Source organism: Bailinhaonella thermotolerans, assembly GCF_003594875.1.
Classification (GTDB): domain Bacteria; phylum Actinomycetota; class Actinomycetes; order Streptosporangiales; family Streptosporangiaceae; genus Bailinhaonella; species Bailinhaonella thermotolerans.
The window spans coordinates 593,150-608,968 of sequence record NZ_QZEY01000002.1; the positions used below are offsets into that span (position 1 = coordinate 593,150).

The following is a 15,819-nucleotide window of genomic DNA, read 5'->3' on the forward strand; positions in this document are numbered from 1 at the left end:
GAGAGACGAACCGCTGGAGAACGAACCGCCCATGCGGACACTGCTGATCGACAACTACGACTCGTTCACCTACAACCTGTACCAGCTCCTCGGCGAGGTCACCGGGCGGGCGCCGACGGTGCTGCGCAACGACGAGGAGCTGCCCGCCCGGCCGGCCGCGGAGTTCGACGCCGTGGTGATCTCCCCGGGCCCCGGGCGGCCCGACCGCGGGCGCGACATGGGCGGCAGCGCGCGGGCCATCCGCGCCTCCGGCCTCCCGGTGCTCGGGGTGTGCCTCGGGCACCAGGGCATCGCGCACCTGCTCGGCGGCACGGTGGACCTGGCGCCGGAGCCCATGCACGGCCGCAGCTCGCTGGTCTACCACACCGGCGGCGGCCTCTTCGCCGGGCTGCCCTCGCCGTTCTCGGTGGTGCGCTACCACTCGCTCACCGTCACCCGGCTCTCCGGCGCGCTCGAACCCGTGGCCTGGACCGAGGACGGCGTGCTCATGGCGCTGCGGCACCGCACGGCGCCGCTGTGGGGCGTGCAGTTCCACCCCGAGTCGATCAGCAGCGAGTACGGCAGGCAGCTCCTGGCCAACTTCCGCGACCTCGTGCTCGGCGGCGGCCCGTCCCCCGGCGGACCGCCCGCGGCCGACGCGGGCGACGCCGGGCCGCGCCGTGGCGGCGTGTACGGCGAGCGTGGCGCTGCGGACCCGGCGGGGACGCCGTCCGCGGCGCCCTCCCCGGCGGCCGCGCGGCTCTCCCCGCCCATGCCGCCCGTGCCCTCGGCGCCCTCGGCGCGGGGTCCGGTGGGCCACGGCCCGGCGGGCCTGCGGGTGCACGTCCGCGAGATCCAGCACGAGCCGGACGCCGCCGCCGCGCACCGCGAGCTGTTCGCCGGGTCGCCGCGCAGCTTCTGGCTCGACACGAGCGAGGTCCGCGAGGGGCAGTCGCGGTTCTCCTTCCTCGGCGACGACCGGGGGCCGCTGGCCGAGTACCTCACCTACCGCGTCGCCGAGCGCGTCGTGCGGGTGCGCCGCTCCGACGGCACCGAGGAACGCGTCCCCCGGGACTTCTTCGGCTACCTGGACGACCGGCTGCGCCACCGGGCCGTCCCGGTGCCGCCCGGCCTGCCGTTCGACTTCAACCTCGGCTACGTGGGCTACCTCGGGTACGAGCTGAAGGCGGAGACCTCCGGGTCGGCCGCCCACGAGGCGGAGACCCCCGACGCCGCGCTCATCTTCGCCGACCGGATGCTCGCGATCGACCACGTGGAGCACCGCTCGTACCTGCTGGCGCTGAGCGCGGGCGGCGACGACGCGGCGGCCGTCGCGTGGCTGGACGAGACGGCGCTGCGACTCCTCGCCCTGCCCGGGCCCGGCCCGGAGCCCGGGGGCGCGGGCACGCTCACCGCCGAGGACTCCACCGACATGGACCGGCTGGGCACCGCGCGGCCCCGGCACGGCAGGGCGGAGTACCTCAAGCGGGTCGGCGCCTGCCTGGCGGAGATCCGGCTCGGCGAGTCCTACGAGATCTGCCTGACCAACATGGTCACCGTCGACGAGACGATCGACCCGGCGCACACCTACTCCCGGCTGCGGCGGATCAGCCCGGTGCCCTACGGCGCGTTCCTGGACTTCGCCGGGGTGGCGGTGCTCAGCGCCTCCCCGGAGCGGTTCCTGTCCGTCGGCGCCGACGGCGTCGTGGAGTCCAAGCCGATCAAGGGCACCCGGCCGCGCGGCCGTACCCCCGAGGAGGACGAGCTGCTCCGGCTCGACCTGTCCGTGCGGGAGAAGGACCGCGCGGAGAACCTGATGATCGTCGATCTTCTGCGCAACGACCTCAACCGGGTGTGCGAGATCGGCTCGGTGCACGTGCCGGTGCTCTTCGACGTGGAGACCTACGCGCCGGTCCACCAGCTCGTCTCCACCATCAGGGGCACGCTGCGGCCGGAGGAGTCGGCGGTGAGCTGCGTGCGGGCGGCGTTCCCCGGCGGCTCGATGACCGGGGCGCCCAAGGTCCGGACCATGGAGATCATCGACCGGCTCGAAGAGGGGCCGCGCGGCGTCTACTCGGGCTCCGTCGGCTGGTTCTCCCTCGCGGGGGCCGCCGACCTCAGCATCGTCATCCGCACCCTGGTCGCCGCCGGCGAGCGGCTGACCTTCGGCGTGGGCGGCGCGATCGTGGCGCTGTCCGACCCGGTGGAGGAGTTCGAGGAGACCGTGGTCAAGTCGCGGGCGGTGCTCACCGCGGTCGCGCGGACGGCGCTGCGGCCCGCCGTCGGGGGCGCCTCGTGACGGGGGTGCGGCTGCTCCGCAGGAGCGTGGTGATCGGCGGCGCGGGGGCGGTGGGCGGCCTGTTCGCCGAGGCCCTGAAGGCGTCCGGGGCCGCCGTGACCGTGGCCGACCCCGCCGTCCCGGCCGACCCCGCCGACCCGGGGGCGGGCGGCGACGCCACCGATCCGGGCCCGGCCCTGATCGCCGAGCTGCGCGCGGCGGACCTGGTGCTGCTGGCCGTGCCCGAGCGCACGGCGCTGGCCGCGCTGCCGGTCCTCGCCCCGCACCTGCGGCCCGGCGCGCTGCTCGCCGACACGCTGTCGGTGAAGCGGTCGGTGGTCCCGGCGCTGCGCGCCGTCTCCGGCGTGGAGGCGGTCAGCCTCAACCCGATGTTCGCCCCGTCCCTCGGGTTCCCCGGCAGGCCCGTCGCCGCCGTCGTCGTCCGGGACGGCCCGGCCGCGGCCGAGCTGCTGCGGCTGCTGGCCGAGTGGGGCGCCCGCCCGGTGCCGGTGGGCGCCGGGGACCACGACCGGCTCGCCGCCGCGTCGCAGGCGCTCACCCACGCGGCCGTGCTGGGCTTCGGGGTCGCGCTGACCCGGCTCGGCGTCGGGGCCTGCGACCTGGCGCCGATCGCGCCGCCGCCGCACCGCGCGCTGCTCGCGCTGCTCGCCCGCGTGGCGTCGGGGACGCCGGAGGTGTACTGGGACGTGCAGGCGGCCAACCCGAACGCCCCGGACGCCCGCAAGGCCCTCGCCGAGGGGATCCGGCACGTCGCCGACCTCGTCGACGACGGCGACGAGGCGGGGTTCGAGGCGGTGTTCGGCGAGCTGCGGGCCTTCTTCGGCGGCGCGCTCCCCACGCACGCGGACCTCTGCGCCCGCATGTTCGACGGTCTACCCCCAAGCGAGGAGACATGACCCAGCCGCAGAGCACCCGGTCCCCCAACTGGGTCGAATCCCGGATCAGCCGCACCTCCGACGCGCTCGACCGGGCCTTCGACGAGGGCCTGACGGGGCACACCATCACCGCCAGGAAGGGCAAGAGAGTGGTGCTCGCCGGCGGCGGCGAGGCGCTGGAGTTCGTCTCGTGCTCCTACCTGGGGCTGGAGGAGCACCCGGCGCTGATCGCCGCGGCGGAGGAGGCGCTGCGCCGCTTCGGGGTGCACTTCTCCTCCTCCCGCAACCGGATGCGCCCGCACTACCTCCACGAGCTGGAGGACCTGCTGTCCCAGATGTACGGCGGCAGCCGCGCGGTCGCCTTCACCTCGGTCGGCACCGTCCACCTCGGGCTGCTGCCGCTGCTCGGCACCGGGGCGCTGCCCGGCTACCCGATCGCGCCGGCCGGGTCGGCGTTCCTGATCGAGAAGACGGCGCATTCCTCGATGCAGATCCTGCGCGGCCTGCTCGGCCAGATCGGCCCCGCCCACCGGTTCGACCTGGCGGACCCCGGCTCGCTGGACCGGGCGCTGCGGGAGGTCGGCGAGACCGGCAGGACTCCGGTGGTGCTCGTGGACGGCGTCGGGTCGATGGGCGGCCTGATCGACGTCGCGGGCATCCTCGCGGCCCTGCGGCCGTACGGCGGGCATCTCTACGTCGACGACGCCCACGGCATCTCCATCACCGGGGCCCGCGGCGCGGGATACGCCTACGAGGCCCTCGGCGGGCGGCTGCCGGAGAACGTCGTGATCGCGGGCTCGCTGTCCAAGGCCTTCGGCGGCTCCGGCGGGTTCGCCCTGGTCCCGTCCGAGGCCGACGTCCGGGTGCTGCGGAAGTTCGCCAACCCGCTGGTGTTCGGGCACTCGATCATGCTGCCGCTGCTCGCCGCGAACGTGGCCGCCGCCGAGCTGCACGTCAACGGCGAGGTCGCCCGGCTGCAGGAGCGGCTGTGGCGCAACGCCGAGACGTTCGACGCGCTCACCGGCGGGCGGCTGGTCAACGCGGGGCTGCGCTCGCCGGTGCGCGGCGCGCTCTTCCCCACCGAGGAGGAGGCGTTCCGGGCCGCCGCCGCGCTGAAGGAGGCCGGGATCCTGATCCTGCCGGCCTTCTTCCCCACCGTGGCCAAGGGCACCGGGCTGGCCCGGTTCGCCCTGTCCGCCCTGCACGAGCGCGCCGACCTGGAGTGCGCCGCGAAGGTCCTGGAAGGAACGCGATGACAGGCCCCCGGACGCTGGGCGAGGCGCTGGACGACGCCGAGAAGACGCTGGCCGGAGCGGGGGCCTGGGACCCGCGCCGCGACGCCGAGACCCTGGCCGCCCACGTCCTCGGCCGCCCGGCCGCGGACCTCCCTCCGGGCACCGCCCTCGACCCGGACGCCCGCGACCGCTTCCAGGCGCTCGTCCGCCGCCGCGCGGCCCGGACCCCGCTGGAGTACCTCACCGGCCGCGCCTTCCTCGGCGGCATCGAGATCGAGGTCGGCCCCGGCGTCTTCGTGCCCCGCAAGCACACCGAGCCCCTGCTGGCCTGGGGCCTGGACGTGCTGGAGGGCGTACGGGACCCGGTGGTGGCCGACCTGTGCGCCGGCTCGGCCGCGATCGCGCTGGCCGTCGCCCACGCCCGCCCGGACGCCGTCGTGCACGCGGTGGAACTCGACCCGGAGGCGCTGCGGTGGGCCCGCCGGAACATGGCGCGCCGCGCGGCGGCCGGGGACACCCCGATCCGCCTCCACGAGGGCGACGTCACCGCGCCCGGGCTGCTCTCCGGGCTCGACGGCCGCCTCGACCTGCTGCTGGCGAACCCGCCCTTCGTCGTGGAGGGGCGCGTGCTCCCCCCGGAGTGGGAGGAGCACCAGCCGCGCCCGGCGCTGTTCTCCGGGCACGACGGCCTCGTGGTCATCCGCGCCATCACCGCGGCCGCCGCCCGGCTGCTGCGCCCCGGCGGCGGGGTCGCCATCGAGCACGACGACGAGCAGGCCCCGGCGGTGATGGCGCTGCTGGCCGAGCAGGAGGTCTTCACCGGCATCGCCTTCCACACCGACCACAACGACCTGCCCCGCTACACCACCGCCCGAAGGATCTAGGAACCCGATGGACATCTCACGGCGCCGGACGCTGCGGCTCGGCGGCGCGCTCACCGCCGGCACCGGGCTCACCTGGCTGGCCCAGGGAGCCGGGACCGCCTCGGCCGCGCCCTCCGCGGCCGGGACCGCCCCGCGCACCCTGACCGTGCGGGAGAGCGCGAACCTCTCGGTCGCCGCCTCCCCCGACGGCCGCACGCTGGCCATCGACGTCGCCGGCGGCATCTGGACGCTGCCCGTCTCGGGCGGCCGGGCCCGGCTGATCACCCCGCTCGACCACGACGCGTCCCGGCCGCGGTTCTCCCCCGACGGGGCGCGCGTCCTGTTCCAGAGCTTCCGCGACGGGGTGTACGACGTGTGGACGGTCGCGCCGGACGGCGGGCGGGCCGAGCGGCTCACCTCCGGCCCCTCCTACGACACCGAGCCGTGCTTCTCCCCGGACGGCAGGCGGATCGCGTTCGCCTCGGACCGGGGCAACCGCAGCCGGATCTGGCTGATGGACCTCGACGGCGGCGGGCCGGTCCCGGTCACCGAGGCCGACGGGGCGTACGCCGCCCCGGCCTGGTCGCCGGACGGGCGGCGGCTCGCCTACCTCGTGGACGACACCGCCATCGAGGTCCTGGACCTGGCGAGCGGGCGGCGCGAGCGCCCGGTCACCGGGAGCGCGACCCTGGCCGCGCCCGGGTTCGCCCCCGACGGCCGCCTCACCTACATCAGGCCGGACGGCCCGGCGGCCGACCTGGTGGTCGGCGGCCAGGCGGTGGTCACCGGGGAGGACCTGCCGCCGCTGCCGGTGGCCTGGCTCTCCGCCCAGGAGTTCCTGTACACCGCCGGCGGCCGCGTCCGCCGCCGCCGGCTCACCGGCCCGGCCCGCGAGATCGCGTTCACCGCCGCCCTGCCCCTGGCCGCCCGCCGCTACCGCCGCGCGCCCCGCGACCTGGGCGCCACCGCCGTACGGCAGGCCAAGGGCATCGCGAGCCCGGTGCTGTCCAGGGACGGCCGGCAGGTGGCCTTCCGGGCGCTCAACGCGCTGTGGGTGCTGCCGGTCGGCGGCGTCCCCCGCAAGGTCGTCGATGACGGCTACTTCGCCTCCGATCCCGACTTCACCCCGGACGGCCGCTCCCTCGTCTACGTCAGCGACCGGGCCGGGACCGCCAACCTGTGGCGGCTGGACCTGGCCACGGGCGAGTCCGAGCGGCTGACCGACGCGCCGGACGCGCAGCTCACGCCCCGGGTCTCGCCGGACGGCACGAAGATCGCCTACCAGGACGAGGCGGGGGCCGTGTGGGTCCTGGACACCGCCTCCCGCACCACCGCCCAGGTGCTGCCCGCGCTCTACCAGCCGGGCCGGCCGAGCTGGTCCCCCGACGGGCGCCGCCTCGCGCTGGCGGCCCTGCGGCCGTACTCCCGGCGGACCGGGGCCGGGCACAACCAGATCCTCACCGTGGACCTGGCCGGCGGGGAGCCGCGCTACCAGGCGGTGGCGCCCGAGCGCTCGCTGTCCACGCGCGGCGACGACGGCCCGCTGTGGACGCGGGAGGGGTTCGTGTTCGGCGCCGAGAGCCTGGCCTGGCGGGTCCCCGCGGGCCCGGACGGGGTGATCACCGGCCCGCCGGTGCGGCTCACCGGCGAGGTGACCGACTCGCTGTCCGTGGGCGGCGACCGGCTGTTGTACCTGTCCAACGGGCGGCTGCGGCTCACCGGCCTCGGCGGCGGCCCTCCGCGCACGGTGGCCGCCGCCCTGCCGTACCGGCCCGCCCGCGCGACCGAGCACGTGGTGCTCCGCGCGGGCGCGGTGTGGGACGGCCGGGCGGGCGGGCTCCGGCACGAGGTCGACATCGTGCTCAAGGGGGACCGGATCGCGGCGGTCGTGCCCACGGCCTCCCGCGCGGCCGGCGGGGCCCGCGTCGTGGACCTGTCCGGCCTCACCGTGCTGCCGGGCCTGATCGACACCCACAACCACTGGCACATGCGGGGGCGGCAGTGGGGCGACCGGCAGGGCCGCTTATGGCTGGCCTACGGCGTCACGACCAGCCGCTCCCCCGGCGACCCCGCCTACCAGATGGTCGAGAACCGCGAGGCGCTGGAGGCCGGGACCCGGGTCGGCCCCCGCTACCTCGGCTCCGGCGAGGCGATCGACGGCACCCGGGCCTCCTACAACTGCATGCGCACCACGATGTCGGCCGCGCAACTGGAGCGCGAGCTCGACCGGGCCGTCGGCCTCGACTACGACCTGGTCAAGCTGTACATGCGGCTGCCGGTGCCGCTGGAGCGCCGGGCCGTGGAGCGCGCGCACGCCGCGGGGATCCCGGTCACCTCGCACTACCTGTACCCGGCGGCGCACAGCGGGCTGGACGGGATGGAGCACCCGGGCGGCGGGCACCGGCTCGGCTACTCCCGCACGCTCAGCCACAACCGCTACCGGATGTCCGCCGACGCCGTCGAGCTGCTGGCCGCGACGGGGATGTGGGTGTCCTCGACGACGATCTTCGCGACCGGGCTGCTGGCCGAGGACCGCTCGCTGGTGGAGGACGAGCGCACGAGGGTCCTGTTCCCGGACTGGGAGTACGAGCGGCTGGTGGCCAAGGCCGACGGCGCGGGCGGCCCGCACGCGGAGCTCTACCACCGGATCACCGCCGGGATGGTGGACGCGCTGCTGCGGGTGCACCGCGCGGGCGGGCTGGTGGTCGCGGGGACCGACGCCCCGCTCGACGACGTCGGGATCAGCATCCACCAGAACCTCCGCGCGCTGGTCAAGCACGGTTTCACCCCCAGGGAGGCGCTGCTCACGGCGACCGGCGACGCCGCGCGGGCGCTGGGGTACGGCGGCGTGCTGGGCGTGGTCGCCCCCGGCGCGTTCGCGGACCTGGTCGCCGTCGAGGGCGACCCGCTGTCCGACATCCGCAGCGCCGCGGCCGTGCGGACGGTGTTCGTCCGGGGGGTGCCGCACACGGTGGCGGACCTGCTCGCCCCGTTCCGGTCACCGGCCAGGGCCGCCGCGGCGGCGGTGACGGCCGGGCCGCCGCGGGCGTCGGCGAGGGTCCGGGCGGAGCACTACTGGCACCGCCCGGGGTGGGCTCCGGAGAGCTGCTGCCACTGAACGGCGGGCGGAACGGGATTTCCGTGGAAATCACCGGAAACGCGACCGTTGTTCGCGTTTCCGGTGTCGCAGGGCGTCACACCGGGGACAGGCCACGTCCCCGGGAGCGCGCGTCGAGTTCGCGGCGCTGCGCCTCCGCCCGGTAGCCGGATGCGGACATTCCAAATCGTTTCTTGAAAGTCCGCTGGAAATGGCTGAGTTCCCGATATCCGACGGCGCGGGCGATGTCGGTGATGGAGGTGTCGGTCTCCCTGAGCAGGAACCGGGCCTCGTTCATCCGCAGCATGGTCACGAAGTCGATGAAGCGCTGCCCGGTCTGGTCGCGGAAGCTGCGGGACAGGTGGTAGCGGCTGACGTAGACCGCGTGCGCGACCTGGTTCAGGGTCAGGTCCGGGTCGGCGAAGCGGGCGCGCAGGTAGTCCACGGCGTAGCGGACGCTGGGCGAGAGGGCGGCGGTCTCCGGCCGCTCCGGCCCCCCGGCGTCCTCGCCTGCGGCCCGGGCCCCGGACGCCGCGCCCAGGTGCACCCGCTGCCCGGCGTGCCGGTAGCCCGGGAGCGCCCGGAGCATCCGGTGCGGCGGCCGGATCTCGATGTCGTCGGGGCGCACCACGACCTCGCAGTCGCGCAGGAACGGCTGCAGCCGCAGCCAGACGAACTGCGTCTCGTTCCCGCAGAGCAGGCCGGTCAGGAGCTCGGCGGCGCGGCCCGCCACGCGCGCCCACTCCGGGGGTTCGATCACCTTCACGCCGCGGCGTCCGGGGTCGGGCCGGCCGAGCAGCGCGCGCAGTTCCCCGTACGCCTGGGGCTGCAGGCGCCGGTCCACCCGCACCATGAACAGGCTCCCGACCAGCCCCTCGGGCATCCGCCCGGCGTCGAGGACCACCAGGTCGGCGGGGTCGATGCGGGGGGTGGCGCCGAAGTAGGAGGAGAAGCCGAGCACGCCCAGGGCCTGCGCGTTGTGATAGGCCACCAGGTCGCGCAGGGGGTTCCGCGCGCCGTGGAGCCGCACCGCGCGGACCCCGGGCATCGCGTCGAATCGCGTCAGCGCCGGGTCGACCAGCTCGTCGCCGGTGACGTAGACGGTGTTGCGGCCCCGCGCCATCGCGTCCTCCGCGATCAGCGACGCCGCCACCGCCGGGTCCTGCCAGTCGGGCACCTCCAGCTCGACGTCCGTCTCGTCGATCCGCGAGAGGTACAGCTCCAGCAGTCTCTCCTCGGGCAGGCCCCTCCCGGCCCTGCGCGGCGCACGGACCTCGGCGGCCGGCCTGGCCGCGCCTTGCAGTACGAACACCAAACCCCCTGAAGCGGAGCGCCTCCCGGCCCATCACGGCCGTACCGAATCAAGCGCCCATTTCCGCCTCTGACGGATATCGCGGCATCGCGGAGGACAGATCCGCGGTCGCGAAGTCACAAACCCCGATAATCGGTATGAGTGAATCGAGGAGCCATCCGCAGGAAATGGTTTTCGGCCGGTAGGCGTTCCTCAGCGTCTCACTGTCACCTCATTTACGCACCATAGGGATACTAAGAGGCCCCCACCGAGGAGTCAAGATTACTGTCATGTAATCGCACATTTACGCTGGTGGTCCCGGGAAAATCCGCTCGAACCCGGCACGGATTAATCCGGTCGCGCCGTTTCCCGGGAAACGAGGCCGGCGAAAACGAAGGGCGCGGCCGGCGCCCGGGAAACCGGAGGGCCCGGGCCACGGCGATGCCGTGGCCCGGGCCCCCGTGGAACCGCGGCCCGCCCCGGCTCCCCGCCGGGCCGCGCCCGCCGCCGTACGGGCGCGGCCGGAGGACCCTGCGGGACGCCCTCGGGACGCTCTCGGGACGCCCGCGAGACGGCTAGAAGAACGGCACCCGCGGCACCGGGAGCGGGATGAAGCCCGGCCCCCGCCACTCCGTCTTCGCCTTCAGGTCCGACTGGCCGAGCGGGCGGCTGAGCACCAGCGGCACCAGGACCTTGCTCCCGGCCAGGTCCACGGTCACCTGCGCCCCGGTGGCCGCCTCCTGGCTGAAGTTCGCGTCGGTGCCCGCGAGCACCAGGCCGAGGCGGTGACCCTTCTTGAACACGTAGTCGTGGGGCAGGGTCTGCCACCGCACCCGGCCGTACTCCCCGGGCGGCAGCGGCTCGGACGTGGTCAGGGAGTTCCGGTTCTGCACGTCGATCCAGCCGCGGGCGACGATCTCCAGGGGCTGCTCGGCGACGTTGGTGACGGTCTTCTTGTAGCAGGCGTCGTCGGCGGCGGTGGACTCGCCGTGGCAGTCCTCCTCGGCGATCGTGGTGATGCCCTGGCCGCGCCGCCAGTCCACGCGCGTGTCCGTGCCGAAGTCCACGAGCAGCGCGGTCAGGTTCGCCGTCGGCCGGTCGAGCTTGAGCCGCAGGTCCACGACGGGGGTGCCGGACAGGCGCAGGTCGATCGGCAGCTCGCCGGTGACGAACGCGGCCCGGCCCGGCTTGGGCGTGCCCACGTCGGCGACCATGGCGTCCTCGGGCTGGCGGACGTCGGTGTACGTCGCGGACGCGCCGCCGCCCGCGGGCAGCAGGCCGAGGGAGCCGTCGGCGCGCGGGTGCAGCGGCACCTTCACGGCGAGCGGCGCCGGCCAGTCGCGCTGGGTGATCCACCGGTCCGGGGCGACCTGCACGTCGGCGCGGGGCTCGCGCATGATCCCGTTCTGGACGCCGTGCAGCCAGTGGTCGAACCAGCGGTGCAGCGTGTCCACCCACACGTCACGGCGGAAGTCGAACGGGTCCACGTGGTGGTACTGGCCCACCCACACCTTGCGCGGGACGCCCCTGGCCGCCAGGGCCTTCCACCACTCGGAGAAGTGGTCGGGCTTGACGTTGAGGTCGTTGGTGGTGTGGATCGCGAAGACGCTCGCCTTCACCTTGGACACGTCGGCCAGCGACCCGGCGATGTAGTCGCGCTCGCGCCAGAACTCGTTGTGGTTGCCGGTGTCGTCGGCGTCCTCGGCGTCCATCCTCGCCCGTACGGCGGCGCACTTGGCCTCGGGGTCGGTGTCCACGTAGTTGGCCAGCCAGGACATGTAGTCGTAGTTGTAGATCACGCCGTTGGACCGCTGGTAGCGGTACCACGTGCTGATCGCGGAGATCGGCACGATCGTGCGCAGCCCCTCGACGCCGGTCGCGGCGACCGCGTTGGCCAGCGTGCCGTCGTACGACTTGCCGATCATCGCGGCCTGGCCGGTGGTCCAGTCGGCGGCGACGGGCGTGCCGTCGGCACGGTAGGCCGGGGCGCGGCCGTTCAGCCAGTCGATCACGGCCTTGCCGCCCAGCACGTCGGCCCGCCCGCCGGTGTCCGGGCACCCGTCGGACCGCGTCGTGCCGACCATGTCCACGTTCAGCACCGCGTAGCCGCGCGGCACGAAGTAGTTGTCGTAGAACAGCGGGAACCTCGCCAGGTTCCCGGCGGCGTCGTAGACCTTGCGCTCGGCCTCGTTGCCGCGCCCGGAGTTGTCGTAGTACGGACTCTCGTCGATGATCACCGGCACCTTGAGGCGCGGCCCGGACTCCTTCGGCCGGATGACGTCCACCCGGACCCGGTCCTTCTTCCCGTCGCCGTCGCTGTCCACGTCCGCCTCGACGTACACGTGCTCGCGCACGGCGTCGGCGTACGAGAACACCGGCTGCGTCCGGCCCTGCTCGATCTTGATGCTCGGTTCCGCGGCCGCGTGCGCGGGCGGGATCCCCGCCACCACGATCGCGAGCGCCGTCGGCACCACGGCCACCAGGCCGCGCCCTGCTGTCTTAGGCACGCCGTTCCTCCCGGTCGAACCGGACGAAGTGAAGAGCGAGCGCAACATCTCGCCAAGATCGTGACCTGACAAGACGCCTTGACGCTTTCGAGACCCGCCCGCAATCCGCCCGTGACCGCCGCCGTCAGGGCAGGATCGGCCGCCACTCCCTGATCAGGGTGATCTCATAGGCGTCCGCCCCGGTGTAGGGATCTCGCGCGAGGATCTCCCGCAGCTCCTCCTCACCCGCCACCTCGTACACGTGCAGGGCCCCGCTGTCGTCGCCCCAGGGCCCCGCCGTTACCAGCTTCCCGGCGCCGAGCAGCCCCCGCAGGTGCTCGCGGTGGGCCGGCCGCGCCGCCAGCCGCCGGCCGGAGTCGCCCTTGAACGTCATCTGAAGCACGAATCTCGCCATGCCCGGCAACCTACGGCCGCCCGCGGCGGGCCCGCAGTCACGTCGGCGACGCCGCTGCTGTATCACGGGATACATGACCTCCTCGCTCGCCGGGCTGCCGATGCTGCGCGGCCTGCCCCCCGAGCGGCTGCGCGAGCTGGAGTCCGCCGCGCGCCGCCGCCGCTACCCGGCCGGGCAGATCCTGTGCACGGCCGGCGACCCCGTGGATCACCTGCTGGTCCTGCTCGGCGGCCGGGTCAAGGCGTCCAGGACCGGCCCGGACGGGCGCGAGCTGGTCTCCGCCGTCTCCGCCGCGCCGCGTGCCTTCGACAAGGCCGCCCTGATCGCGGGCCGCCCGCACCTGGCCACGCTGACCGCGCTCACGCCGGTCGAGGTCGCCTACCTCCCGCGCGCCGCCGTACTGGCCCTCGTGGAGTCCGAGCCCGCCGTGGCCGCCCGCCTGCTGCGCACGCTCGCCGAGACCGTCTGCGACCTCGGCGACCGCCTCGCCGACATCGCCCTGCTCCCCGTCCCCGCCCGCGTCGCCTCCTGGCTGGTACGGCGGGCCGCCGGCGGGCAGGTCCCGCTGCACGGGGGCCAGTCCGGCCTGGCGGCGGAGGTCGGCGCGACCCGCGTCAGCGTCAACCGGGCGCTGAAGTCCCTGGAGCGGGACGGCCTGATCACGCTCCTCCCCGGCGCGGTCCGAGTCCTGGACCGGCAGGCGCTGGACCGGCTGGCGGAGCGACCGTGAGGCCACGGCCGGCCGTGGCAGCCTCGGATGGGCCCGTGCGGCCACGGCCGGTGAGCGCGCCGGGAGCGGGGCGGGGAACGGGGAGCAGGGAGCAGCGGGAAAATCCGTTGCCGTGCGGGGGCGGCGGCCGGGACCCTGGGACCGTGATCGTCACGGCGGGTGAGAGTGCTGGGTGCTCGGCGGTTTCATAAGCCGCATCGGGCCGGTTCGATTCCGGCACCCGCCACCGTGCGCGCGCCGGGGCGCGCGAAGACGCGGGAGAGCGCGGGGCGCGCCCGGGGGCGCGGCTCGCCGCGCGGGGCGGGAGCGCCGGGGCCGTGGAGGGGGCGGGACTAGGATCATGCGGGTGGAGGAGATGGAGGTCCGCGTCGCGGCGTTCTCCGAGCTCGGCGTCGACACCCTGTACGCGCTGCTGAAGCTGCGGATGGACGTGTTCGTCGTGGAGCAGGGCTGCGCCTACCCGGAGATCGACGGGCGGGACGACGAGCCGGGGGCGCGGCACGTGTGGGTGTGCGAGGACGGCGGCGGGCCCGTGGCGTACCTGCGCATCCTGGAGGAGCCCGACGGGAGCGCGCGGATCGGGCGGGTCGCCACCGCCAAGCACGCGCGCGGGCGCGGACTGGCCGGGCGGCTCGTCCAGACGGCGCTCGACGTGATCGGCGAGCGGGTGTCCCGGCTGGACGCGCAGGCGGGCCTGCGGGGCTTCTACGAGCGGTACGGCTTCGCGGTCACCGGCCCGGCGTTCGACGAGGACGGGATCGCGCACATCCCGATGACCCGCACGCCCGCGTAGCCGCCGATCCCCGCGGTCTCAGGCCCTGACCGGGCCGCGCAGGTCGTTGCCGGACAGGTCGCCCGGGTCGCACTCGTCGATGACGTACAGGGCGTGGGTCTGGCCGCCCTTGGCGTCCCACACGCGGTTGCCGCGCAGGGTGAGGTCGGCCAGCGTGGACTTCAGGACCACGCCGCCGCGCACGGGCGGGGCCGCGGACAGGGTGTACTGCTCGCCGGCGGGCGGGGTGCCGTGGCGCCAGGCGGTGGTCGCGCCCGGGCGGTAGGGCGCGAGGGCCAGCTCGTCGGCGCTGTTCCCGGTGACGATCGCGTCCTGCGCGCCCACGGTCACGGTCTTGCCGCGATGCCCGTCGGTGCGCCAGTTCGCCGCCGGGTCGCGCAGGGACGTCTCGGTGCAGCGGCCCACGGTCCCCGAGGCGGCGGGCTCGCCGCGGCCGCCGTTGTCGCGCACCCGGTTGCCGGTGATGAAGCCGTCGTTCATCCGGGCCGCCACGTGGATGCCGTCCAGCGCGTTCCCGAAGACGTCGTTGTCCTCCACCACGATCGCCTCGGCGGGGCTCCCCCGGTGCACGAAGTCGTAGTGGCGGTACCCGTGGCCGCCGTTGTCGCTGATCCGGTTGCCGCGGATCGCGTACGGCCCCGGCGTGTCGCCGATCACGACGCCCTCGCGGACGTTCCCGTCGATCAGGCAGCCGGTCACCAGCCCGCCGCGCCCGGCCACCTGCGACGTGCCGTGCCCGGACACGTCGAACCCGGCGATGTGGTTCCCGGTCATCGTGCACCCGGTCACCACCAGCCCCTCCGCGCCCCAGTCGGAGATGCCCAGGCGGTTGTCGGAGGCGTGGCAGCCGGTGATCGTGATGCCGCGCGGGCGGACCCAGTCGGCCTGCTGGAGCTCCAGGAAGATCCCGTTCGTGCCGTTGCCCACCGCGGCGCACGCGCTGATGACCAGGCGCTCGCTCGCGCCCCAGCCGCCGATGCCGATGCCGATCCCGGCCCCGCCCATCTGCTGCCCGGTGTCCAGCCGCCCGCAGCCCTCGGCCAGGACCCCCGACACGATCGTGTCCTGCAGGAAGTCGCAGCCCAGGCCCGTCGCCGCCGTGTGGTGGACGTACAGGTCCCGGAACCGCCCGCGCAGGACGTACTGGAGCCCGAGGCCCTTGGCCAGCGGGTCGTACCGGTCCAGCTCCACGCGCGACCCGTCGATCTCGAAGCCGGCGAACGTGCAGTCGGCGACGTGGTGCTCCCGGCTCGCCCCGTGCTGGAGCGCGGTGAAGTACGCCAGCGGCACCGGCACGCCCGGGCTGCCCTCGTTGGACAGCACGAACCGTGTCAGGCCCGGCCCGTCCCCCAGCAGCGAGACCCCGCTGCGCCACACGGTCCCCGCGCCCCTGATCAGGTACACCCCGGCCGGGCACCGGATGGCGCGCCGCAGCCCGTCGCGCGCGCAGGCCCGCCCCAGCTCGTTCACCAGCGCGGCCAGCGCCGGCTGATCGTTCGTCACCCCGTCCCCGGCCAGCCCGCGCTCCCGCGCGTCGACCACCAGCCCCCCGACGTCCGGCACGGCCTCCCCCTCCTCGCCATCCCAGGCCCGCCCCTCCTACCCCGCCCGCCCCGCCTCTACCGTCCTCCTCCCCCGGTACGGCACGCGCCCGGCCGCGAGCCGTACGCGCCCCACCGCCGCGAGCCGCACGGGCCGGAGAGGGCCTTCGCGCGCGGGGGCGGCCATCGCGGCCAGGGGCGGCGGCGCGGCGGCG

At 75.0% G+C, this 15,819-nt stretch carries 11 protein-coding genes and 1 tRNA gene; 8 read left to right on the forward strand and 4 right to left on the reverse strand.

What is annotated here, in order from left to right; all coding sequences use genetic code 11:
• Positions 1–31: 31 nt before the first annotated feature.
• The 5 genes from pabB to D5H75_RS07810 are packed head-to-tail and all read left to right on the forward strand — an operon-like array spanning position 32 to position 8,369.
• Entirely contained in the window at positions 32–2,278 is a 2,247-nt protein-coding gene (gene pabB, locus D5H75_RS07790) for an aminodeoxychorismate synthase component I (RefSeq protein ID WP_202637924.1), read from the forward strand.
• A complete protein-coding gene (locus D5H75_RS07795; protein WP_119925638.1) occupies positions 2,275–3,174 on the forward strand; it encodes a prephenate dehydrogenase/arogenate dehydrogenase family protein in 900 nt (299 codons plus the stop codon). Before pabB ends, D5H75_RS07795 begins: the two co-directional genes overlap by 4 nt.
• Positions 3,171–4,409 (forward strand): aminotransferase class I/II-fold pyridoxal phosphate-dependent enzyme, encoded by a 1,239-nt coding sequence (locus tag D5H75_RS07800; protein WP_119925639.1) that lies wholly within the window; start codon positions 3,171–3,173, stop codon positions 4,407–4,409. The genes D5H75_RS07795 and D5H75_RS07800 overlap by 4 nt, the downstream gene beginning before the upstream one ends.
• Entirely contained in the window at positions 4,406–5,272 is an 867-nt protein-coding gene (locus tag D5H75_RS07805) for a N5-glutamine methyltransferase family protein (RefSeq protein ID WP_119925640.1), read from the forward strand. The genes D5H75_RS07800 and D5H75_RS07805 overlap by 4 nt, the downstream gene beginning before the upstream one ends.
• Positions 5,273–5,279: 7 nt before the next feature.
• Entirely contained in the window at positions 5,280–8,369 is a 3,090-nt protein-coding gene (locus D5H75_RS07810) for an amidohydrolase family protein (RefSeq protein ID WP_119925641.1), read from the forward strand.
• 76 nt (positions 8,370–8,445) lie between these two features.
• On the opposite strand, the gene D5H75_RS07815 is transcribed toward D5H75_RS07810, so the two are convergent.
• The 3 genes from D5H75_RS07815 to D5H75_RS07825 form a co-directional block, all read right to left on the reverse strand.
• Positions 8,446–9,660 (reverse strand): helix-turn-helix transcriptional regulator, encoded by a 1,215-nt coding sequence (locus D5H75_RS07815; RefSeq protein WP_119925642.1) that lies wholly within the window; start codon positions 9,658–9,660, stop codon positions 8,446–8,448.
• Positions 9,661–10,214: 554 nt separating this feature from the next.
• Entirely contained in the window at positions 10,215–12,146 is a 1,932-nt protein-coding gene (locus D5H75_RS07820; protein ID WP_242454049.1) for a Xaa-Pro dipeptidyl-peptidase, read from the reverse strand.
• A 124-nt stretch (positions 12,147–12,270) separates the two neighbouring features.
• Positions 12,271–12,540 carry a YciI family protein gene (locus D5H75_RS07825; RefSeq protein ID WP_119925644.1) on the reverse strand — a complete coding sequence of 90 codons (270 nt, stop codon included), beginning with the start codon at positions 12,538–12,540 and terminating at the stop codon, positions 12,271–12,273.
• Positions 12,541–12,613: 73 nt separating this feature from the next.
• Between D5H75_RS07825 and D5H75_RS07830 the strand changes: the two genes are divergently transcribed.
• The 3 genes from D5H75_RS07830 to D5H75_RS07840 all read left to right on the forward strand — a co-directional run bounded on the left by D5H75_RS07830 (position 12,614) and on the right by D5H75_RS07840 (position 14,063).
• A complete protein-coding gene (locus tag D5H75_RS07830; protein ID WP_202637925.1) occupies positions 12,614–13,270 on the forward strand; it encodes a Crp/Fnr family transcriptional regulator in 657 nt (218 codons plus the stop codon).
• Positions 13,271–13,424: 154 nt separating this feature from the next.
• Positions 13,425–13,496 (forward strand) — tRNA-Met (locus D5H75_RS07835).
• Positions 13,497–13,610: 114 nt separating this feature from the next.
• Positions 13,611–14,063 (forward strand): GNAT family N-acetyltransferase, encoded by a 453-nt coding sequence (locus D5H75_RS07840; RefSeq protein ID WP_422673403.1) that lies wholly within the window; start codon positions 13,611–13,613, stop codon positions 14,061–14,063.
• 18 nt (positions 14,064–14,081) lie between these two features.
• Here D5H75_RS07840 and D5H75_RS07845 read toward each other — a convergent pair whose 3' ends face one another.
• Positions 14,082–15,626, reverse strand: coding sequence for a right-handed parallel beta-helix repeat-containing protein (locus tag D5H75_RS07845; RefSeq protein ID WP_119925646.1), 1,545 nt, complete (start codon positions 15,624–15,626; stop codon positions 14,082–14,084).
• Positions 15,627–15,819 lie beyond the last annotated feature (193 nt).

Excerpts from the sequence above, each read along its gene's own strand:
- D5H75_RS07810 (WP_119925641.1), top strand. The coding sequence starts at position 5,280 with ATGGACATCTCACGGCGCCGGACGCTGCGGCTCGGCGGCGCGCTCACC.
- D5H75_RS07825 (WP_119925644.1), bottom strand. The coding sequence starts at position 12,540 with ATGGCGAGATTCGTGCTTCAGATGACGTTCAAGGGCGACTCCGGCCGG.
- D5H75_RS07830 (WP_202637925.1), top strand. The coding sequence starts at position 12,614 with ATGACCTCCTCGCTCGCCGGGCTGCCGATGCTGCGCGGCCTGCCCCCC.
- D5H75_RS07800 (WP_119925639.1), top strand. The coding sequence starts at position 3,171 with ATGACCCAGCCGCAGAGCACCCGGTCCCCCAACTGGGTCGAATCCCGG.
- pabB (WP_202637924.1), top strand. The coding sequence starts at position 32 with ATGCGGACACTGCTGATCGACAACTACGACTCGTTCACCTACAACCTG.
- D5H75_RS07840 (WP_422673403.1), top strand. The coding sequence starts at position 13,611 with ATGCGGGTGGAGGAGATGGAGGTCCGCGTCGCGGCGTTCTCCGAGCTC.
- D5H75_RS07805 (WP_119925640.1), top strand. The coding sequence starts at position 4,406 with ATGACAGGCCCCCGGACGCTGGGCGAGGCGCTGGACGACGCCGAGAAG.